Origin of the sequence: Pantoea ananatis LMG 2665, assembly GCF_000710035.2 — a bacterium.
Lineage (GTDB): Bacteria > Pseudomonadota > Gammaproteobacteria > Enterobacterales > Enterobacteriaceae > Pantoea > Pantoea ananatis.
The window spans coordinates 401,873-422,295 of record NZ_JMJJ01000006.1; the positions used below are offsets into that span (position 1 = coordinate 401,873).

Annotated in this window: 19 protein-coding genes; 7 read left to right on the forward strand and 12 right to left on the reverse strand. The window is 52.5% G+C overall.

The genetic code is table 11. The features are described 5' to 3' along the window. The first annotated feature begins 228 nt into the window (after positions 1–228). Together EL29_RS15385 and EL29_RS15390 are read left to right on the forward strand one after the other, a co-directional pair. Positions 229–486 (forward strand): hypothetical protein, encoded by a 258-nt coding sequence (locus tag EL29_RS15385; RefSeq protein WP_015699470.1) that lies wholly within the window; start codon positions 229–231, stop codon positions 484–486. A 129-nt stretch (positions 487–615) separates the two neighbouring features. Continuing rightward, complete coding sequence (locus tag EL29_RS15390) at positions 616–813, forward strand: hypothetical protein (protein WP_071822280.1); 198 nt, start codon at positions 616–618, stop codon at positions 811–813. A gap of 85 nt (positions 814–898) precedes the next feature. Here EL29_RS15390 and EL29_RS15395 read toward each other — a convergent pair whose 3' ends face one another. From EL29_RS15395 to EL29_RS15410, 4 genes are all read right to left on the reverse strand, one after another. Then, positions 899–1,174 carry a biofilm development regulator YmgB/AriR family protein gene (locus EL29_RS15395; protein ID WP_015699468.1) on the reverse strand — a complete coding sequence of 92 codons (276 nt, stop codon included), beginning with the start codon at positions 1,172–1,174 and terminating at the stop codon, positions 899–901. Between the two features lie 142 nt (positions 1,175–1,316). Then, a complete protein-coding gene (locus EL29_RS15400) occupies positions 1,317–1,586 on the reverse strand; it encodes a hypothetical protein (protein WP_014604949.1) in 270 nt (89 codons plus the stop codon). A 141-nt stretch (positions 1,587–1,727) separates the two neighbouring features. After that, positions 1,728–1,967: a regulatory protein YcgZ gene (gene ycgZ / locus EL29_RS15405; protein ID WP_013027302.1), complete on the reverse strand. Its 240-nt coding sequence runs from the start codon at positions 1,965–1,967 to the stop codon at positions 1,728–1,730. 269 nt (positions 1,968–2,236) lie between these two features. Beyond that, positions 2,237–2,545, reverse strand: a complete 309-nt coding sequence (locus EL29_RS15410; protein WP_015699467.1) for a hypothetical protein — start codon at positions 2,543–2,545, stop codon at positions 2,237–2,239. Between the two features lie 736 nt (positions 2,546–3,281). Here EL29_RS15410 and EL29_RS15415 point away from each other — a divergent pair. After that, positions 3,282–3,524 carry a biofilm development regulator YmgB/AriR family protein gene (locus EL29_RS15415; RefSeq protein WP_014594670.1) on the forward strand — a complete coding sequence of 81 codons (243 nt, stop codon included), beginning with the start codon at positions 3,282–3,284 and terminating at the stop codon, positions 3,522–3,524. 617 nt (positions 3,525–4,141) lie between these two features. On the opposite strand, the gene EL29_RS15420 is transcribed toward EL29_RS15415, so the two are convergent. From EL29_RS15420 to EL29_RS15430, 3 genes are all read right to left on the reverse strand, one after another. Continuing rightward, positions 4,142–6,316: a sensor domain-containing phosphodiesterase gene (locus EL29_RS15420; RefSeq protein ID WP_028715829.1), complete on the reverse strand. Its 2,175-nt coding sequence runs from the start codon at positions 6,314–6,316 to the stop codon at positions 4,142–4,144. Between the two features lie 245 nt (positions 6,317–6,561). Beyond that, positions 6,562–6,801, reverse strand: a complete 240-nt coding sequence (locus tag EL29_RS15425) for a hypothetical protein (RefSeq protein WP_014604946.1) — start codon at positions 6,799–6,801, stop codon at positions 6,562–6,564. A gap of 421 nt (positions 6,802–7,222) precedes the next feature. Then, positions 7,223–8,686 (reverse strand): methyl-accepting chemotaxis protein, encoded by a 1,464-nt coding sequence (locus tag EL29_RS15430; protein WP_015699462.1) that lies wholly within the window; start codon positions 8,684–8,686, stop codon positions 7,223–7,225. A gap of 340 nt (positions 8,687–9,026) precedes the next feature. Between EL29_RS15430 and EL29_RS15435 the strand changes: the two genes are divergently transcribed. Next, positions 9,027–10,808 (forward strand): GGDEF and EAL domain-containing protein, encoded by a 1,782-nt coding sequence (locus tag EL29_RS15435; protein ID WP_028715830.1) that lies wholly within the window; start codon positions 9,027–9,029, stop codon positions 10,806–10,808. A 16-nt stretch (positions 10,809–10,824) separates the two neighbouring features. On the opposite strand, the gene EL29_RS15440 is transcribed toward EL29_RS15435, so the two are convergent. Continuing rightward, entirely contained in the window at positions 10,825–12,402 is a 1,578-nt protein-coding gene (locus tag EL29_RS15440; RefSeq protein WP_014594674.1) for a sensor domain-containing diguanylate cyclase, read from the reverse strand. Positions 12,403–12,766: 364 nt separating this feature from the next. On the opposite strand from EL29_RS15440, the gene iraP reads away from it, so the two are divergent. Next, complete coding sequence (gene iraP, locus EL29_RS15445; RefSeq protein ID WP_022622436.1) at positions 12,767–13,120, forward strand: anti-adapter protein IraP; 354 nt, start codon at positions 12,767–12,769, stop codon at positions 13,118–13,120. 98 nt (positions 13,121–13,218) lie between these two features. After that, positions 13,219–14,316 (forward strand): D-alanine--D-alanine ligase, encoded by a 1,098-nt coding sequence (ddlA, locus tag EL29_RS15450; protein ID WP_014594675.1) that lies wholly within the window; start codon positions 13,219–13,221, stop codon positions 14,314–14,316. 18 nt (positions 14,317–14,334) lie between these two features. On the opposite strand, the gene EL29_RS15455 is transcribed toward ddlA, so the two are convergent. The 4 genes from EL29_RS15455 to EL29_RS15470 form a co-directional block, all read right to left on the reverse strand. Further along, positions 14,335–15,759: a GGDEF domain-containing protein gene (locus EL29_RS15455; protein WP_028715831.1), complete on the reverse strand. Its 1,425-nt coding sequence runs from the start codon at positions 15,757–15,759 to the stop codon at positions 14,335–14,337. Positions 15,760–16,020: 261 nt separating this feature from the next. Next, on the reverse strand, positions 16,021–17,496 hold the full coding sequence (locus tag EL29_RS15460) for a SulP family inorganic anion transporter (protein WP_028715832.1): 1,476 nt from the start codon (positions 17,494–17,496) through the stop codon (positions 16,021–16,023). Beyond that, a complete protein-coding gene (locus EL29_RS15465; protein ID WP_014594678.1) occupies positions 17,493–18,125 on the reverse strand; it encodes a carbonic anhydrase in 633 nt (210 codons plus the stop codon). The genes EL29_RS15460 and EL29_RS15465 overlap by 4 nt, the downstream gene beginning before the upstream one ends. 571 nt (positions 18,126–18,696) lie before the next feature. Then, entirely contained in the window at positions 18,697–19,506 is an 810-nt protein-coding gene (locus EL29_RS15470; protein ID WP_013027315.1) for a 5'-nucleotidase, lipoprotein e(P4) family, read from the reverse strand. Between the two features lie 108 nt (positions 19,507–19,614). Between EL29_RS15470 and EL29_RS15475 the strand changes: the two genes are divergently transcribed. Continuing rightward, positions 19,615–20,322, forward strand: coding sequence for a purine nucleoside phosphorylase YfiH/LACC1 family protein (locus EL29_RS15475; protein ID WP_028715833.1), 708 nt, complete (start codon positions 19,615–19,617; stop codon positions 20,320–20,322). The last annotated feature ends 101 nt before the right edge of the window (positions 20,323–20,423 follow it).

Below are 20,423 nucleotides of genomic sequence, written 5' to 3' on the forward strand. Positions count from 1 at the left end.
CGACCAGAAAAACAGCGAAATCACACGGATGATTAATTGAATGATTACCGAAAGAAACTTATTCTGTTCGCCGTAAAAAAACAGTAAGCGGTCAACGGCACTCTGCTAATGTCCGAAGGCTGGGGTTGTTGCGGTCCATCGGTGCATTCTCATTTTGATATAGAGCACCTACCCGTTGGGCTAAGCTGTGCTAACCTTCCGGTCTCAGAATCGCCATTCGGGGAGAATATGAACAACGTTTTTGACGAAAAAATGACGGACATCATCATCGGTGAGATGGTGACGCAGCTACTGAATGAGGATGCGGCTATCTCGTGGAGCATTCTCCTTGAGAGGCTGCAACAGTTTCTGGACATCGAGCGGGATGAAACCCGGCTCAGAGCGGCTTTGCGGGCGATGGATGAGATACGCGCCGAAATGCTGTTACATCCGGCCGAGAACAACGGGGTTGAACCTCATCCGGCAAATCTTCATCAGCTTCACTAAGTATTGAGCAACACGGCTGGACATTCCGTTTACGCGTTGTGAGTGGTCTACCGTCTGAACGACAATTTATAATATCGAAACAATGACAGTAATAATCCAGAAGCCACTGCTCTGGCGGATAACCGCCCCATGAGCGACGAGACCGCCACTGAAGATATCTATACCTTGATTGGCAGGATAGTTACCCATCTGCTCAGGCCAGATGGGGAAATACACCTGCAGGACATACTCAGTTCGTTGCATCACTTCAGCCAGCAAAGTACCGATAAAGGTGAAAAGCGAGCCTGCGAGGAAGCCATCCGTTTGCTCTCCAGACAGCTCCACTGAGAGACAGTCACTCAGCTCGCTGCCGGGTGTTACCTTATATCGCCAGGCCTGCTAACGCCTCAGAACAGAACCCGGTTTTATGCCCTTATGCCTGTTCTTCCTGAGAGCACGTGCGGCCGACCACAATCTCAAGGCAACTCCGCAATACATCCAGCTGTACAACATCTTCTGTACTCTCCAGCTCGGCAATCAGATTGATAATAATGGCCTTGCTGGTCACTTTTTGTCCCTGAATGACAATATTACGGATCACTGCATCCAGCACTTCACTTTCAGCCTCAAGTTTATCGCCCGCACCGCGAAAGAGGCGCATAATTTCCGCTTCGGTCGTGCTTTGCTGAGTGTCGATGGTGTTCTGCATGATGCTCTTCTTAATCAATGTCAATTTAGTGGACACGTGGTAATGCCGCGAAGCGGGCAGAAATACAGACGTGTCTGTCCTGGGTAGTGATGATTACACTACGCACAGTAAAAAAGTATTTTGAAAAGGCGTGAGACGAGCCTTAATGCTTGCGACTGTTGTCCGGGACGCTTTGACCGAATGCAAGCGCCGCAGAATCAACGGGATCACGCGCGGAGGCAAACTCGCTCTGCACTTCAGCAAGCACCTTTTCAATGGCCTCTTGCCGCCCGGCATCCGTTTCATCTCTGAGCATAGACTTTAGCCTGTTAGCCAGCGTTGCACCGCTGATTCTGTCATTGCTGTCCAGTAGCGCAATCACCGCCTCGCCCATGATGTGCTCAGTCAATTTCTCAAGTTTGTCTTTCAGCATACCCGCACCTCTGATGACATTGTGCCCATACAACCGGGCAAACCAGCCTCAAACGCTCAGGCTTCTAATGACCTGCTAATTTGGCCGATCAGATTGATGCTGCGAGACGTTATTACCCTTTAACGCAACGCGGCACGAATCTCAGCGGTCAAAAAGCATGCCGATAAGTTTCTGGTAATGCTGCTCTTCTTGAGGCCCGGTCGACTGGCTAAGGCGACGGATCAGCGCGCTGCAAATGGCCTTACGGTTAAGGCTTTTACCTGCATGCAGGATCTCAAGAATGACCTGACCCAGCGTCTCTTTTTCAGAAGGCTGCGTGTCATTGCCGAAGTAGCGCGCAATGTCATGGACGGTATTTGTAGTGGTTTCGTTCTGATGCATGCTAAACCCCCAGATGTGAAATTGAGTGAACTATAACCAAGCCTTGTCCACTAAACTTATACAACATCTGGAAAATTGTACAGGAATTCCGTTTATTCCCTGCGCTGAGAATTGTGCATAAAGTGCTATGCCCTGTATAACAATTACTTGCGTGAGTATCAGATTCTTAACCTTTAGAACGTTACCCACTCTTTAACAGGCAAAGACTGTCTTAGACATTCCTGTTTCATGTCGCAAGGTGAACCTTGTACAAGTCTCTGGCAGCGAAGCTATCTGTCATCGTCCTCATCCGAACGGAATCGGATGACATCATCATTGCGCTTCGCGTTTTCATTCTGGTTCGCCGACATAAGCCACCTCAGACTCGCATTGGGACGGGCATGCGACTGCCTGAACTGTTTCAGCCAGCTACGGGCAGCAAAAATCTCTGCCAGTCTGTTGTCACAGGTTTCCTCTTCGGCCATCTGGTTGAGCTCTGTGATGAGCGTATCAAAACTTATTTCTTTCTCACCGAGAGCCAGGCTGACCACGGCTTCACCAAGAATGACGTGCTCTTTCTCATCGTCATGAAATAACACTGTATCCTCCTGCTTTATAAATTACATCGTTTCTACATAAGCTATTTTAGTGACCCGAGGCCAGATGACAAAAATATTTCCTGGCCATCAGAACAATATTTTACAGGTGCGAATATCTTATATTTTAAATCCTTTTTTTAACCTGATGAAAAACAATCATTTTGTGGGTTAATTTACTTACTAAAATCCTGTAAAAGACTATTCTTAAAGCGCAGCCTGGCTGAAAATGGTCGCACCAGGCCTGACGCTGCAAGGCTTGCGGGTCGGTGGTCATTAACGTCTCGACATCTTTAAAGAGGCAATCTGCGCAGCATTTAACCCTATAACCTGCCTTATTTTATGATTTTCATCTGATAATTTCACTTGTCACTTTTTAAGCGCCCGCTTATCACAGTTTATAAAACCACACTCAATGCAGTGTTATTTTTTTAACGATGCAGAAGACAGGATTTATTGCGGATAACATTTCCCGACGAGGTGACCAGCCCAATTTCCCCCTCCTGCAACGTTCAAAAAATCAGGCAGGTTTCGCGGTGAGTTTGGAAAACAAATATGCGCGGGTATGCCGGTATTCGTGTTTCTCAGCGGCGTGCAGACATTGTCACACCGGGCCCAGAGAAAGTAAGCCAAACGGCACAGATTTTTGTTAGGGCAAGATCGGTAATACTGCTGTACAGCAGCCCCCAGGATCGGTTAACTTGCGCACAACTCTTCCTACTTTGCTCAAGGGAACACTATGCGCCAGAACGGTTTACCACCTTCGGGGAAAACCAGCAGTCTGGCCCACTATTTCAGCCAGATTGATCATCCCCATCAGCTCGAAACGCTGGGCAGGATAGCGGTTGAAATACTTCGCGAGAATAAGCCCGTCAGTCGACGGATCATCTGTCTTAAGCTCATCGGTTATCTTGAAAAAGCCACCTGTGAGGAAGACGCTTTGCATTATCGTGAACTACTGGCCATGCTATTCAGTCAATAACACCTGCTAAACCGTGCTTCCATCAATGAGCACGTCAAACCCAACACCGCCCTCTACGTAACATCACGTCGGAATCCGTCTCTCCCTCGCTGCGCTCTGCTGTAAAGCACAGTGCGAGTAGCGGTTTTCAGATGCGCTACGGAGGGCGAGCTCCCCCCTTACGCTTTACGACAACATGCAACCCCCCTGACGCCGACAAAAAAAATGCCCGCACCTCGTTAAAGGGTCGGGCCGGAGTTCTCAGGGAAATCCTAAATGACTTCCAAACAGCGTTTTTAAATTAGTTCACCATCTGAATTGTCGCCAGTCGAAATCGGACAAATTTTTTCTGTACCTGAAATACGTCTCTAATTTTTTGCTGATAAGTGCCGTCTGACAGTAAGAATCAAGCTTCATATCACATTTTTGCAAAGTCTTATCGGGCCGGTTCCATGTTCTGCCTGGCAAGCCGATAAGGGTAATGTGAGTTGATTATCACAATGATTGTCCTGACCACATGTTGCTTACTTCGGCACCCTTGCGGTGCCGTTTTTTTGTCATGCGTGGGGTCAATACGTGCCTGGCGGAGTTTGCCAGGCACAGTGAAACGCTATCCCTGGCGGGAACACGGCGAAGGCTTAATTCAACGGGGTGAGATAGAGTTGTTCAAACCGGGGTGCGCTGACCGGAGAGCCCGTCTGGTTCCCCTGCAAAACGTCGCATTCAGCCGCGCAAATCAACGCGTGCTGTGCGTCGTTCTCAATGCCCTCGGCGGCCACCGTAATCCCCATATTTTTAGCCAGTGACGCGATAGCGTTGATTAACAGCCGGGTTTTGTTGCTCTTCTCCAGTTGCAGAGTCAGTGATTTATCAATCTTAAGCCCCGCGACGCAGCGATGTTGTAACAGGCTCATTGAGGCAAGGCTTCGGCCAAAGTGATCAACGATCAATAATGCTCCCGTCGCCTGAATGGCTTCTAAAACCTGCGATTTGATGTCCACAGTATTGGTCAGCAAGGGTTCGTCCACTTCCAGGTCGATAAAACCTGCGTCATCGCCGGCACACTGACGGATCACCTCTTCAAGGCCAGCCTCCATTAGCTGGCGCGGAAACAGGTTAATACTGACTCGCAGGGACAGATTTTGCGCACGCCACTGCTTAACCTGACTGACGGCAGACTGAACAATCCACGTCCCCAGAGTAATGGACAAAGGGCTTTTAATCAGCATATCGATGAAATCAGCGGGAAACAGCAGGCCCCGCGCCGGATGCATCCAGCGTACCAGGGCTTCACAGCCGATTAACTCGCCATTCTGGGCATCAAACCGCGGTTGATAATGCAGAACAAACTGCTGCTGGCGAACGGCGGCTTCCAGCTCACGTTCAAACCGACGCCGCCCCAGTTCCGCCTCACGAAACTCAGACTTAAACAGCACTGACTGGCCTTTGCCGCTTGCCTTAGCCCGGTACAACGCCAGATCGGCTGCTGACATCACCGATGAGGTATCCGTCGCGTGATGGGGAAAACTGGCCACCCCGGTGCTGGCACCGACCGCTATAGTCGAATCCATGTAATGAAAAGGCGTCTGAATCGCGGCGGTGAGTTGCTGGGCAATCTTCATCGCCTCATCGCTACCGCAGGGCAGTAAAACGATAAACTCATCGCCCCCCAGACGAGCGGCGGCGATAGCCTGAGTGCAGACAGCGCGGATTTGCTCAGCCACATGGCAAAGCAATGCATCACCAGCCGCATGACCGCGGGTATCGTTAACGTCTTTGAAACTGTCTAAATCTGTCATCAGCAGCGTATAAGGTACGCCTGATTCAGTTAGTTTGCTGAGCTGCGTCATGAAGGCGCTTCGGCTGGCAAGCCGTGTCAGCATGTCCAGTGAGGCCAACTCGCACAGACGGGCTTCGCTCTCGTAACGAAGCGTCACATCCCGAATGATCATACCGATGTAACGCTCAATGCCCTCCCGCCAGCCGGAAAAAGAGACTTCCGCCGGAAACTCTTCCCCATTGCACCGCTTGCCCCAGATCTGCAAGGTACGCGGCGCTGAGATAGCCGCCTCTTCATGTTCAAGGCGCTCAAGCTCATTGCGGTAATCCGTCTGGCAGCGCTCCGGAATGAGTCCGGCAACGTATTTACCCGCCATCTCTTCAGCATCATAGCCAAACATGTTGGTCGCTGCAGGGTTCCAGAAGGTAATCCCCCGGTTCAAATCCGTACAGATAATAGCATCGGGCGAGGTTATCGAGATGGCTTCGAGGCGCTGCTGACTGGCATGACGCAGCACCTCCATACGATGAACTTCCATGCGATCCATGACCAGTGCGGCAAGATCGGTCAGATTCTGACGGTCGGTCGTACTCATCGCGGGGCGTGGATGATTATCGGTCAGACAGAGCGTACCAATGCGATGCCCGTCCGGCGTAATCAGCGGCACACCCGCATAGAACCGGATAAAAGGATAACCCTGCACCAGCGGGCTGTTTGCGAAACGGGGATCGTCGAGCGCATTGGGAACGCAAAGGATATCGTCACTTTCGAGCGTGTGGTGGCAGAACGCGACGCTTCGCGAGGTTTCTGTGATTTGCAAACCATAACGCGACTTAAAAAACTGCCGTTTTTCATCAATCAGCGACACAAATGCGACCGGCACGCTGAACAGTCTGGCCGCCAGGATAGTCAGTCGATCAAAGGCTTCATTGGGCGGCGTATCCATCAGATGGTACTGGGCAAGCGCACGCAAGCGTGCGACTTCACAGCCGCTTTCAGTTGAGTGCTTCAGAGTTTGTCCTCCTGAGGTCATATACTGTGGCCGGGCATCTCACAGTAAAAAGAGGACGCCTGCAATCAGACAGAACCAGGTAACGCACTACACATCAACCTGAAACCGCAACATAGGTCCGCCTGTACAGCATAATGTCAGAGATCAGAAACCTGTACTGATAACGACATCTACTCTTACATAGTGCCCGATGTTGCAATTATCGTCCGTTCAGGAGCGAACTTCATAGCTAAAACCGTGTTTACGCTTTTAAAGGGTAAAAATCGTCATTTTTTCTGTTGCGGCACCAGTTCGTAATGGGGATGGCGCCCCGCAAGCAGCAGCAGAAGCTCATACTCCCCCTGACTTAGCAGGGCGACCTTGGCGGTGGCCTCTTTGGTTTGCCATGCCCGCAGACTCAGATCGAAGCGTTCGGCAGCCCCTTCCTGCGACAGGCCAGCGGCAATCCGCAGTTCACGCACGTTATTCTGGACGGTAACGGGCCGTCGGACGATTGAATTTCCCAAACCAGGCTCCCTGTGGATAAAGTAGGGTAACAGGTCGTCAGCCGATCCCTTCGGTGTCCGCTGACACATCTGTCTGCAACCGTTGCAGCACACATTTCATAAGGATTTTTAATCTTATCTGTTGAAATGTCAAACAGGGGGCAGCTCGTCTGCTGGGATTATTTATCTCTAAAAGGAGGGTCAGTTCAGCCCGGCTTATTTTGATTAAGCGAAACGCCTTTATATTTAACTGGCTCAAAATTTTGGTTTTTATTCTGTGTTGTTATTATGTAAGTAAATATTTATCACGGAATGCTCTATTTAATGCAAAAAAAAACCCCGCATCCAATACGGGGTTTTAAAAGGCATCGCGGCAGGTTAGCGCGTTTATAAGGTATCAGGTTGTTCCCAGTCCCTTAATATCTTATGAGACAGGCACGAATTAACGGCCAAACGCGACCCACGCATCATCATCTTTGGTCGGTGCAGAGACGATGTGACGCTTCGCCGGTGCTGGCGTGACTGGGGAAAACTGAGCGGGGGACGTCGCGGGTAGCGTAAACCGCGTGATCACGCTGGTCAGCGTTTCCGTCTGATTATTCATGCTCTCTGCTGAAGCCGATATCTTATGAACCAGCGTGCTGTTTTGCTGCGTCACACGGTCAATCTCGGCAACGGCGATCGTCACCTGAGAAAGGCCCTTGCTTTGCTCTTCGGATGCCAGCGCTATCTGGCTAATCAGCTCGTTAACGCTGCTCACGCTCTGCAGGACCTCTTCCATCGTGCTGCCGGCGCTGTCGGCTGCTCCGCGCCCTTCGCCAATGCGCGCGACCGTGTCCGCAATCAGTCCTTCTATCTCTTTCGCCGCTTCAGCACTGCGCTGGGCCAGCGACCGAACTTCGCTGGCAACAACCGCAAAGCCACGCCCCTGTTCCCCGGCACGTGCGGCCTCAACCGCGGCGTTGAGGGCCAAAATGTTGGTCTGGAACGCGATGCCATTAATGGTGGCAGTAAACTGGCGGATTTTTTCAGCCCCCACGGCAAGTCCCGTCATCGCGGTCACAACCGTTTTAACCAGCTGCTCGCCTTTCTGCGTTGTCTGGGCTGTTATGCCTGCCAGCTCACGCGCTTCACGACTGTTTTCAGCATTGTGCCGAACGGTGGCCGTCAGTTGCTCCATGCTGGCAGCCGTCTCCTCCAGCGCCGCAGCCTGGGTGGCCGTTCGGTTCGACAGGTCAGCATTCCCTTTCGCAATATCCCCCGCTTCAAAGTTCAAAACAGAGGCGTTATCGCGAATAGCCAGAACGGTATTTAACAAACTTTGTTGCATTTCTTTCAATAAAGGAACCATTTGCCCGACACAATTCCTGCCAAGATCTTCGGGTTCACGGGTCAAATCACCTTCGGCAATCACGCGGAAGTGAGCGCGCAGTTTCGCGACCGGTCGCACCAGGTGCACCACCAGATAACGGTCGCAAAAGAGCAGCAGCGCGGTGACGGCGGCCAGCGTCACCAGAAAGAGATCGACCAGCTTCTGATGCTCATTGCGCAGCGGTGCCTGATCAGCGGAAAGCTGCTGTTCAAGTGCCGTGAGCCGTTCCTGAGTTGCTGCGGGATAATCCTGAGGCGCGCTGGTGAGAGCGGTACGATACCGCTGCCAGTCAGCCTCTGCCGGTGCCTGGGCGGCAATGTCTGCATGCGTAGCCGTTGCGTTAGCCTGCACCTGCAAGCTGGCGCGATTAAGAAAAACCAGCTGCTGAGTCAGGCTGTTACTGCGGCTGGCCTGATGGTCGATTTCATTGATGATGAACGATCCATATGCGCCGGCTAACGCGATAATCATGACAGCAGCGATAAGGATCCAGAGGACAACGCGTCTGATTGTAAAATTTTTTAGAATATTCATGGTATTTCCCCGGTGTGGCGACGTAAAAAAAGCTAAAATAAAATATTCACGGCTAATAGTTGCGAGCAAAACAATAGCGCGCTACTCTTATCTGAGTATTGTGGCAGCGTTATTGAAAAAATAAAAATCAAAAATTGATTAAATGTATGCATCGTCGATAACTAATAAATTCATTAAAGAAAATAAAAAGAGACATAAAACCAGAACGCGCCTATTATTTACCGAGAAAAAAACTATTTTTTATTTTCCTTTCGCCGAGTCCGGCCTCATTCCGGTGTTTTTATTCGACATTTTTTCTTTTTAATTTCGCGCCGTGAGCAATCCGGAGCGGAGGACACACATGCTTATGAATCTCGACGGCGATCATGAACGCCGCACGCGTGCCCTTGAGGCCCTTCGCTACCCCGATGAAAGTCGGGATGATGTGCTGAGAAAATTCGTCAGGCTTGCCAGTCAGGCGCTGAATATTCCCGGAAGCTTTATTTCGGTCATTGATGACGAATTCCAGTACATTCGTGCCTCACACAACTTCAAGCTGGAGCGCTCCTCCCGCGAGGACTCCCTTTGCCGCTACGCGGTAGACAGCGATGCTGCGGTGGTGGTGCCAGACACGTTTCTGGACAGCCGGTTCGCGGCACATCCGCTGATCATTGGTGCCCCCTTTATTCGTTTTTATGCGGGCGTACCGCTTAAAAACCGCGATGGCATTAATCTGGGCACGCTGTGTGTGACCGATATTCAGCCGCATCCTTTCACCCCGGCACAAATCACGACGCTGACACTGCTGTCATCACTGGTGATGTCATTTCTGGAAGCGTGGCATTCTGCAGGATTTATCGATCCGGTGACGAATCTGCCAAATCGTCAGCGCCTGATCCGCGACATGCATTATCTGGCGGCTGCCGGTGACACCACGCTGCGTCGCCTGGTCCTGATTGACTGTATAGATATGCCCCGTGCCTATGAACTGGCCCGTTCAATGGGCATGGCCCCGGTCGAAAGCCTGCTTAAAGATGTTGCGACACTGCTGCCTTTACGCCTGCGTCCTGCACCCAGCGATATTCTTTACACCGTAGCGACTGGACGTTTTGCCGTGCTGACCCGGGCGGACAGCCGCATCAGTGCTAACTGGGTGGCCTGCCAGATGGCGGGCATCAGTGCGGATTTGGGTGAAGGCCTCTCGGTGGGGCTGAGTACGCACACCGGTGAAGTCGATTTTGTCTCCGGCATTTTCCCCCCTCACGAAACGCTGCGTCAGGCAGTCAGTGCCTTGCATGAAGCCATCGATCGGGGATTGCCCTCTTTACGCTTTAGCGAGGCCACCGACAACAAACGTACCCAGGACTTCACCCTGGTAAACGATCTGGCGAAGGCGTTGCGGGAAAATAGCGGCCTGTATTTGGTTTACCAACCCAAAATTTGCTTACAAAGCGGCAAGCCTATTGGGCTGGAGGCTCTGATTCGCTGGCGCCATCCCGTACACGGTGAACTCTCCCCTGCCTCATTTATTCCGCTGGCCGAGCAGACAGAGATACTCACGAGCCTGACCACCTGGGTCATAGACAACGTGATTACGCGCCTGAAACGTCTGCGCAATAGCTGTATCCAGTTGCCGATCACGATTAACGTTAGTGAGCGTGATTTCTCGATTGATGGCTTCGCGGACGTGCTGGAAGAGAGAATGTTAAAGGCGAAACTTCCCACGTCGCTGTTGGGAATTGAGTGCCTGGAAACAGAGCGCATTGTGGAAAGCCCTTCCGCCATGCGCGGACTTGAAATGCTTAAACTGCGCGGCTTCGGTATTTCTCTTGATGATTTTGGCACCGGCTACAGCAATATCAGCTATCTTCGCCGTATGCCGCTGGACGTGATTAAACTGGACAGATCGTTGATCAGTGAGCTGTCGTCAGATACGGCGTCACGCATCATCGCCCGCAACATCATCGCCATGCTGAAAGAGCTGGATTATGTCGTGCTGGCTGAAGGCGTAGAATGCGTCGATACCGTCGAGGCATTAACAGAATATGGTTGTGACCAGGCGCAGGGCTTTTTCTACTCCCGGCCGCTGGCAGACAGTGAACTGGATCACTGGCTGCACTGGAAACTGCGTGAGATGTGCTGATACACGGCGCGCAGGCTTATCCGGCAGGATAGCGAACGATCGCGCCCTCGTGGCTTATCATCACCCGATTACGGCCATCCCCTTTGGCCGCATACAACGCTTCGTCTGCCCGTCTTAACAGGGCGTCTTTGTCCTCCGTTTCACTTAGCGTCGCGACGCCGAGAGAGACAGTCATCGCACTGATAAACGGAAATGACGTTTTGCTGACGGCTTCACGGATGCGTTCCGCCATCGCGGCCGCGTCGTTCAGTGCCGTACCGGGAAGCAGCAAAATAAACTCCTCCCCCCCAAAACGGCTTATCACATCCAGCGTGCGGCATCGCTTACGCAACAACCCTGCCAGGCACACCAGAACCTCGTCTCCCGCATCATGCCCGAAGCGATCGTTGATCTTTTTGAAGTGATCGATATCAATAGCGATGGCGCTTTGCACAGGCTCTTCGCTGTGCTGCGCCGCCTGAATATAAAAGCCGCGCCGGTTATTCAGTCCGGTCAGCGGATCGGTCATGGCTTTATCATTCAGGTCGGCAACGTGCCCGGCGACCGCCCGACGATGCTGCTGAACCGCCTCTCTCAACCTGTCCGCTTCGTTATACCAGGTGTTAACCGATGAGAGCAGCTCCGGGCTGGCATCGCTACCACCATCGCGCACCATTCCGGCCAGTTTTTCCAGCGGATAAGAGATGCGCGTCGCCAGAAAGGCCATACAGGTTGCGGTAAGCACGATAACAGCGAGGATAAACCAGAACGCGCTCCTGGCCGTGTGCGCCATCAGGCTACCCACGGTTTCTGAGGTGCCTGACATAAAAATATTCCAGTCGGTTTTTTGCAGGCTGGCATAGCCGATGAGGTATTTTTTGCCCTCCTCCTGAATCATTAACTGACCACTCGTGGTTGAGGCCAGCCGCTTTTGCAACTGTGGGCTTAGCGCCATGCGTTTACCAACCTGGGCTGGATCGTGACTGAAAATAACGGAGCCGTCATCACTGACAATACTCACCGAGGTGCCATCCCCGTAATAATGCTGGCTCAGCACATCACTCAACATGCTCTGTTTCTTCAGGTAGATGGTTCCACAGATAAAACCAAGATAACGTCCATCCGCTGCAAACAGGGGCTGTGACAGCAGCACGACGTAATTGCCTGAAGGGGAGTTGAAAGGCGAGGAAATAAAGGGCTTACGGAACGTAATAGCCTGCTCTGTCTGCGGAGTGTCTACTTTCACGCCCACGAGGCTGAGGCTTTCAGGCGAAACGGAAGCGATAACGGCATGGCGGTCAACAACAGCGACCGAATTAAAAAAGCCGGACTGCTGCAGTAAACGCGTGGTTTCGCGATGCAACCTGTTCAGATCGTTGAGATCGGTGATCTGATTAGCACTCCAGGCCAGTTCGCGCTGAGCAATGGTCAGGTAATGATCGGTCGTATCCGCCAGCTTGCGCGCGTAGGCGATGTTACTGTCTAACAGCGACTCTTCAATATTGCTCTTTTGAAAAATAAACAGCGCGCCCAACAGCAGACCTGAAGTCAGTATGACGCTTCCAATGGATAACGCGGTAAGGAGCGTTCGTAGATGTATTTTTCTGCGATACATATTGGGTTGCGCTGAGGATGAGTTAGTCAAATTTTAACCGCCGCAGCGCCAGACAAACGCGAGAATAAACGCCTGTTTACTTGTCTTTCATACTGAATGACGTTACGCATTGCTGTAAAAGCAGCCTGATACTCTTTTTTTTGCGTTGTGCAGCATTTAGGCGCCGTGAAGGTGTAATCTGGGCCAGCGGTTACCCGGGCGTTTTTGGGTTTACCCTTGCCAGGCATTCCAGCCGGATAACGCCTCTGGCGGCGGCGCAAAGCCTTTCGTGATAAGCGGAATCATCGGATCACGGCACGGTTGCCTGTGCTTTTCTCTGCGCTAATAATGTTCAACACCTACACAGACTCTGAGGAAGACCATGATGAAAAGCGCTGTTCTTAGCATGCTGGCCAAAATTTCAAAAATGGATGCTGAAACGAAAGAACTGGTTGCTCAGACAGAAGCGCAGTCGCTGTTGCTCAGCGCGTTGACGCTGACCGTGGGCAAAAGCGGCGGTGTCGAAGAGCTGATTTCAGCGATCAGTCAGGCCATCAATACGGTTCTGGAGTCCTCTGACGGCCTGATTAAATCCGATGCGGAGCTTCTGCTGACCAAATTTCAGGAGCAGTTAACGCTGACCCGGCTGGTGGATGAGGAGTCAAAAGAGTTTCTGAAAAGCGTTCCTCAAAAATCGCTTCCCTCCGTCTCCGGTAATGAAAAAATTACCGACTGCTAGCCATCGCCTCTGAGGGCGATGCGTTAAGCGCGTCTGTCTGTCTTTTATCGTCACGCCTGTGGTAGGGTATTTATTTGCCTGTACGTGGATAAGGTTCGATGAAAAAACAGCGAGTTGGCATCGTGTTCGGTGGCAAATCCTCTGAGCATGAAGTGTCATTGCAGTCGGCTAAGAATATTGTTGATGCGATTGATAAAACCCGGTTTGAGGTTGTGCTGCTGGGGATTGATAAGCAAGGCCAGTGGCATCTTAATGATGCCTCAAACTTTCTGCTGAATGCGGAAAATCCGTCGCTGATTGCCTTGAACCGCACGGCAAAACAGGTCGCACTCATCCCCGGCGAACCCCAAAACCAGATCATTGACCGAATGGACGCCCATCCGCTGTCGCAGCTCGACGTGATTTTTCCCGTGGTTCACGGCACGCAAGGCGAAGACGGTTCCCTGCAGGGTTTGCTGCGTATGGCTTCGCTCCCCTTCGTTGGCTCGGACGTGCTGGGCTCTGCCGTCAGCATGGATAAAGACGTCACAAAACGCCTGCTGCGGGATGCCGGTTTAAAGGTTGCCCCCTGGCTGAGCGTGACGCAGGCGCAGATGAACAATCTGGACATCGAAGCCGTTATCGCACGCTTTGGACTCCCGCTTTTTATCAAGCCAGCGAATCAGGGATCGTCCGTTGGCGTCAGTAAGGTCACCACCGCTGCAGCGTTTCGTGCGGCGCTGGAGCTGGCGTTTAGGTTTGACAATAAGGTTCTGATTGAAAAAGGGATTAAAGGTCGCGAGATCGAGTGCGCCGTGCTGGGCAACGATTACCCAGAGGCCAGCCCCTGCGGCGAAGTCGTGGTGAGCGATGCCTTTTATTCCTATGACACCAAGTACATTAGCGAAACCGGCGCACACACGGTGATTCCGGCGGACATTCCTGCGGCTGTCGATGAGGCGATTCGTGAGGTGGCGCTCACCGCCTTCACCGCGCTGTCCTGTTTTGGTCTGGCCCGTGTTGACGTGTTCTATACCGAAGACGGTGAGATTATCGTGAATGAGGTGAATACGTTACCCGGCTTCACCAACATCAGCATGTATCCTAAGCTTTGGCAGGCGGCAGGTCTGAGCTATCAGGATCTGATTACCCGCCTGATTGAGCTGGCACTGGAACGTCATCAACAGAACGCGTCGCTCAAAACCAGCGTTAATTAATCGCCGCCAGCGGCCTGCTCAGGCAACGTCGCTGGTCATCTCACTGCGCGCATTGCCGGGTGAGGTCTGATTACGGCCGTTTCGCTTAGAGATATAAAGGTTTTTATCCGCGGCAGAGATCAAACGATTAACCGTTTCGGCCCACTCCACACCGGGTTGCGCCTGGCCGTATGCCAGCCCCAGGCTGACGGTGACGGTGACCGCGTTGCCATGCAGTAAGAATTTCTCTTTAACGATGCTCTGACGAATGCCTTCAGCGAGTGAATAAATCATTTCCGGCGAGAGGTCGAACTGCACAATCACAAACTCCTCTCCGCCAAAGCGGCAGATATGGCCGTGGTTGCCCACCAGCGGCGAAATGCGCCGCGCGATCTCCTCCAGTACCCTGTCGCCCGCATCATGGCCAAAATTGTCATTGACCGATTTAAAGTAGTCCACATCCAGCAGGATCACCCCAACCTGGCGTTGCTCAGAACAGGCTTCATTGCGGAGATGTTCATACAGCCCCGAACGCGACAGGAGCTGGGTCAGAAAATCGTAGTCCGCACGTAGCGCCAGACGTTCATTGAGCTGGCGAATCGCATCCATGCTTACTGCCACAATTAACGGACTCAGGGCAATCGTGGCTACGCCGAGGCGCGCTGAGGTCAGATGGCTGATGGGCAGCAGACTGTTATCGCCCTGAATATTCATCACACCGTGAGAAACCAAAATAATTTGGCTAATCCCGGTTATCAGGGTGATCAGGCTGGTCAGCGGCACAGGCAACACGATGGCACACCAGATTAGGGCTGGCACCGGTAAGGTAAGGCTGCCTGCCCCGCCCATTAACGCCCCGGCGACCAGTGACAGCACGACGGCAATTAACGGGACAATTTTGCCCATTTGCAGCCGCCGGGCTGAAATCCTCACGCGCCAGCTTGAGGTCAACAGAAACGGCAGCAGCATGAGTCCGGTCGAAAACTGCTCGCTGAACCAGTTCATCCACGCGTCGGCAAATTCGGCATTTATGCTGCCGACCTGCGCCAGGCCGCCCCAGGTGGCGCAACCGAACGCCGCCAGCAGGCAAGCCGGAAAAATGCGCATGGCGTTAGCGATACGCTCGCTGCTGGAGTCGTGCTGATACTGCCGCCCCATCACCACGACGCAAATCAGGATAAACAGAATATTGGCAACGTTCAGTGTGAACGCCGGTAAGGCCCAGCCTGAAAACACCGCGTCGTTAAATACCATGGCGCTGAAACAAACAAGATAAAAACGGGTGCGATGAAGAAAGGGATAGCGCAGCATCATACCGGCAATAAAGGCGTTAACCGGCCAGAACAGGGATAAGTCATGGGGAATACGCAGATGTCCGCCGACAAAACAGAACATCAGAGTAATCATAAACAGCCAGAGGGCACTTTTTTTAGCATTGTGCTCTTCAAACAGCTTAACGCGCATACGTCTGGACCTTGTCACAAAGAGGCTTACCATCACGCCGCTTACGGGGTATATGGCGTTATGATTATTTAACCCTGAATCTTGTCTGCGCCATTCAAAGAAAAGCACCCTTAAATGAACGAACGTAAGCGATTTGAAGCCCGTTACTGGGTATAAGCATGCAGGCAGAGATCCCCATCCATTATGTCTTACAAATAAAAAAATCGGATATCCGAGATATCCGATTTTTCACGTTTTGTCTGACTGTTTTGGTCTGAACGGTTATTTCACCGCCACCGGCCATTGACTCAGACGGATTCCCCGCTTATCCGCATTCTCACCAAAATCCTTCAGGACGGCTTTGACGTCCGGATCGATGTATTCTGCATTATCGTTATCGACGATTACCACGCTATTTTCGGGTATTTTATCAAGCAGCCCCTGCAGTTTAGGATTGTGCATAAACGTCAGATTTTGCTGGAAACGTAAAACGTAGTGGTCGTCATAACGTGTAAGCTGCAATGCGTTACGGTGGCTCTTGTAGATGCTGTAAAGGATCTGGGTGGCAATACCGATACCGATACCGACCAGCATCCCCAGCGTAATAATCCCGATAATCGTGGCCAGGAACGGTACGTACTGTTGCGCGCCCATGCGGAACTGCTCAATAAACAGACGAGGTGCGGCCAGCTTGTAGCCGGTGTACAGCAGCACCGCCGCGAGGCTGGCGAGCGGGATAGCATTCAGCATTTCACTGAACCACATTCCGCAAATCAGCAGCATGACGCCATGTAGCAAAATGGACAGTTTGGTTTGTGCGCCAGCGTTGACGTTAGCCGAACTCCGGACGATCACCGCCGTAATGGGCATGGCGCCAAGGAAGCCGGCCGTCAGGTTACCTATGCCCTGGGCAAACATTTCTCTGTTGGGTGACGGCGCTGGGGTTTGAGGCCGCAGCTTTTTCAGGGCTTCCTGGCTTAACAACGTTTCCAGACTCGCCACCAGCGCCAGGGTCAGGGCCACGACCCAGACCTGTGGATTTTTCCATGCCATCCAGTCCGGGGTTTCCAGCTCCGCCATCATCGCGGAAACGCTGTCAAAAGCGGGCAGTGAAATGCGCGGTAGGGCACCGGTGAATTCAGGGAACAGTCGCGCGCCTGCAACGGTCACCACACAGCCAAACAGCACGGCGAACAAGGGGCCAGGTATCCATGCCAGTGCCTTGATTCGTTTAATGGGTCCGGTTGTCCATACAAACAGAATGAACAAGCCCACTAAAGAAACCAGCAGCGCGGACAGCGAGAATGTCATTTCCCCGTTGACCAGCGACACTAACTTCACGCTGCCACCCGCGCCCAGCGCGACCGGTATCTGCTGCATAATCAGCAGCAACCCAATCGCCGCCAGCATGCCCTTGATGACGCTGCCGGGCACCAGGGCGATGAAACGCCCGGCGCGTAACAGGCCAAACAGACATTGCAGCACCCCGGCGATAATCAGGGCGGTCAGAAACGCGGAGAAGCTGCCCAGCGTCGCCATAGAGGCCACGACGATGGTCACCAGGCCCGCGGCCGGTCCGCTGACCGCAAAACGTGAAGGGCTCAGGGAGGTCACGAGTATCCCGCCAATCACCCCCGTCAATAAACCGGCAAACGGCGGCAGTCCGCTGGCCTGTGCGATGCCCAGGCAGAGCGGCAGTGCGACCAGAAACACAACCAGCCCTGCCGGCACATCGCGGCGTAATGTATCCAGATTCATGGTGAAGACTCCTCTGCAGATTGCTGAATCAACTCTTTAAGATGACCCGATTGCAGGTCGTAAACACAGCCAAACACGTCCAGTTCCTGACCAGACTGCCAGGCCTGCCGTACCGGTTCGGCCGCCACCAGATTGGCAAACTGCACCAAAACATTGGCCTCAACCAGACGATTCAGTTTCTCGCTTTCCGTCTCCTGCGTGGCTTCGCTGTGAAGATGACTCGCTAACCCACGCCGCAGAAAAGTAATACGCCGTGCCAGTGCCGAATCCTCAGTGGCCAGCGGGCTGTCAGGCAGGGATAAGGCCGCCTGAACGCCTCCGCAGCCGTAGTGACCGCTCAGCACGATTCGCTTTACCCCAAGGTAAAAAACGGCATATTGCAGCACGCTTAGCAGGTTATCGTCCTCTGCCACGACCATATTGGCGATATTACGGTGAACAAACAGTTCACCAGGATGCGACCCCGTTAATACCTCCGCCGGTACCCGACTGTCTGAACAGCCTATCCATAATGAATGCGGTTTTTGCTGATATAAGGATTTTTCAAAATAGGCGGGGTTACGCTGGCGGCGCTGAAGTGCCCAACTGCGATTTTTCGCTAATAAGGGTTTAAGTGTCGTCACAATCATCTTCTCTCTACGACCGGGAACAGGACGTTCTGGCTGACCACGGAGTGAACCCGCTCACTTAATATCTGCGAATGGGTTACGAAACCTGAAGCTCATCACATTAAAAGGTTATAGCTGCTTATCATTATCAATGCACACGGAATATTTCAGCCCAGAAAAACAGGGCGTTTTATGTAAGCACTTATTCAACGAACGTCATGGTTACGTAAATAAAATTAAGAGGTCATACCACTGAGGCATCTGGTTACTTTAATTATTTATCATTAAAATCATTCAGTTAAATATTTATCAGGAAAAGCAAAACTGACAAATAAATACAAAACGCTTTCCGGGCGAGAATGAAAAAAAAAGAGGTCGCGCATCAGACCAGGATTACTCTTAAATGCAGAATTTATGAATAGCACAATCCACCGCCTTTATTCGAATTAGGCAGTTAAATGAACTTTGTTAAAGGGAATATTAAAGCAAGAGATGGTTAATTTAATTTGCATGAGAATAGTGACGACAGTAAGTAAATGCCCACAGCGATGTAAAAAGAGCCTGCTCATTGCAGGCTCTCTGTATTGACACATTATTTACCGTTCCAGGCCCTCAGGCGCGCTTCACGGACGGAGAGCTGCTGTTCAGGCGTCAGTTTATTGTAATTCTCGGCCATCCCGCTCTCCCAGTCGCCGTAGAGCGGGTTCGGCAACACAATGAACTGTGTACCAAACTGTGCATGGTTACGCTCAACAAACGCCTGGCGCTGTGCATTCCCCTGATGCCAGGTTGCCCCACCAAAATCGTTCAGGTTGTCACCGATATACAACACCACGTTGTAGCCCGCGTTTTTGATTGCATCGAAACGTGCCTGTTTGTTTGATGAGTCCGTTTTCAGGCTCACCGTTTTTTCGCTCACGCCGCTAAAACCAAGCTGTTCAAGGTTAGCCACCGTCGCAGCGTAATCTTTCTGATCGCGGTTGGAGACATAGAATACGGTGCCGCCATGGCTGTTGACATAACGGGCAAACTCCACCGCGCCGGGAACGGCTCTGGCCTGACGCGCCTGGGTCCAGGCTGACCAGGTTTTATCGCTGAAAGGCTGTCCATTTTTTGCCTGCCAGGCACTGTAGGCGCTGTTATCGAGCATGGTTTCATCTAAATCGACGATGACCGCTTTAGGCTTGCCGGTCAGCGAAGCCGATTGATCAAAGGCCAGACGGGCGCTGTTAAATGCCTGCCAGCTGAGCGCCTGATATTCGCCGGACTGCTGGAACCAGTCTAACGCCAGCACCGATTGCTGCCCCAGTTGCTGCTGTGCCTGCTGCCGGGCAGGTTGCGCACAGCCCGCCAGCGCCAGCACAACCATGGCTGACAGCGCGACATTCACTGAATTTTTCATCGTTTCATCCTAAGGTGTGAAAGATTTGAGTGGGTAACGCTTCAAAAATGTAGCAGTTAACGTAAGCTGAGGGCAGCAGATTGCACGCTGACCTGACAGGAGAAGAGGATGTCCGCCATGCCGCGTTCGCCATTACTTGATGCACTCGACTGGGTCGATTACGCTTTTCAGCCCGCAGGTGAGCCGCCGCCCGAGGATGCGGCCTATGGTCATCAGCGCCACAGCGCCGTGGTCGTCACCGATATCCATAATTTCCCCCCTAAAAACTGTGATGCAGATGGCGTGATTGCCACCGGACACCGACCCGTCGCCGTGTACACGGCCGACTGTTTGCCCGTATTGTTTGCCGACCGGCAAGAGAGACAGGTGGCCGCCGTGCATGCCGGCCTGCAGGGCACGCTGGCCGGAGTGCTGTACCGCGCCGTGGAGCAACTCTGTGAACGCGGCGCAACGCCCCAGAGCCTGACCGTGGCGATTGGCCCGGCGCTGGCGCCCTGCTGTTTTGAGCTTGATCGGCAACGCCTGGCAGATATTGAGCGGTTGCCAGGTATCCCCCTGCCGCTGCGCTATCACGAGCAGCAGCCTCGTAATCCGTACGCACTGCGCCCCCAGGCCGTTCCCACCCAGGCAGGCATCTGGTTCGATTTACCGCAGTTGGCTAAGCAGATGCTGGTCAATACAGGCATACCTTCAGCACAAATCGACCTGATTACTCTGTGTACATACTGCGCCACAGAATCTGGCTCCAGCTACCGTTTCAACACCCATCACGGCAGCGGCTATCGTTCGCGCTATTCCTGGATTCGCCGCCGCTGAATTCCACTGAGTCTGCTCTTCTGCGGCGTGTTTAAGGGGCGGGCTGCCGCGCCGGGTAGTGACGCTTTTATGATGTTTCTCACACCCTGATGCCATTTCAC

Bases quoted from the DNA above. Each gene is read 5' to 3' on its own strand.
- EL29_RS15385 (WP_015699470.1), top strand. From the start codon at position 229: ATGAACAACGTTTTTGACGAAAAAATGACGGACATCATCATCGGTGAG.
- EL29_RS15390 (WP_071822280.1), top strand. From the start codon at position 616: ATGAGCGACGAGACCGCCACTGAAGATATCTATACCTTGATTGGCAGG.
- EL29_RS15395 (WP_015699468.1), bottom strand. From the start codon at position 1,174: ATGCAGAACACCATCGACACTCAGCAAAGCACGACCGAAGCGGAAATT.
- EL29_RS15400 (WP_014604949.1), bottom strand. From the start codon at position 1,586: ATGCTGAAAGACAAACTTGAGAAATTGACTGAGCACATCATGGGCGAG.
- ycgZ (WP_013027302.1), bottom strand. From the start codon at position 1,967: ATGCATCAGAACGAAACCACTACAAATACCGTCCATGACATTGCGCGC.
- EL29_RS15415 (WP_014594670.1), top strand. From the start codon at position 3,282: ATGCGCCAGAACGGTTTACCACCTTCGGGGAAAACCAGCAGTCTGGCC.
- EL29_RS15420 (WP_028715829.1), bottom strand. From the start codon at position 6,316: ATGACCTCAGGAGGACAAACTCTGAAGCACTCAACTGAAAGCGGCTGT.
- EL29_RS15430 (WP_015699462.1), bottom strand. From the start codon at position 8,686: ATGAATATTCTAAAAAATTTTACAATCAGACGCGTTGTCCTCTGGATC.
- EL29_RS15435 (WP_028715830.1), top strand. From the start codon at position 9,027: ATGCTTATGAATCTCGACGGCGATCATGAACGCCGCACGCGTGCCCTT.
- EL29_RS15440 (WP_014594674.1), bottom strand. From the start codon at position 12,402: ATGTATCGCAGAAAAATACATCTACGAACGCTCCTTACCGCGTTATCC.
- iraP (WP_022622436.1), top strand. From the start codon at position 12,767: ATGAAAAGCGCTGTTCTTAGCATGCTGGCCAAAATTTCAAAAATGGAT.
- ddlA (WP_014594675.1), top strand. From the start codon at position 13,219: ATGAAAAAACAGCGAGTTGGCATCGTGTTCGGTGGCAAATCCTCTGAG.
- EL29_RS15455 (WP_028715831.1), bottom strand. From the start codon at position 15,759: ATGCGCGTTAAGCTGTTTGAAGAGCACAATGCTAAAAAAAGTGCCCTC.
- EL29_RS15460 (WP_028715832.1), bottom strand. From the start codon at position 17,496: ATGAATCTGGATACATTACGCCGCGATGTGCCGGCAGGGCTGGTTGTG.
- EL29_RS15465 (WP_014594678.1), bottom strand. From the start codon at position 18,125: ATGATTGTGACGACACTTAAACCCTTATTAGCGAAAAATCGCAGTTGG.
- EL29_RS15470 (WP_013027315.1), bottom strand. From the start codon at position 19,506: ATGAAAAATTCAGTGAATGTCGCGCTGTCAGCCATGGTTGTGCTGGCG.
- EL29_RS15475 (WP_028715833.1), top strand. From the start codon at position 19,615: ATGTCCGCCATGCCGCGTTCGCCATTACTTGATGCACTCGACTGGGTC.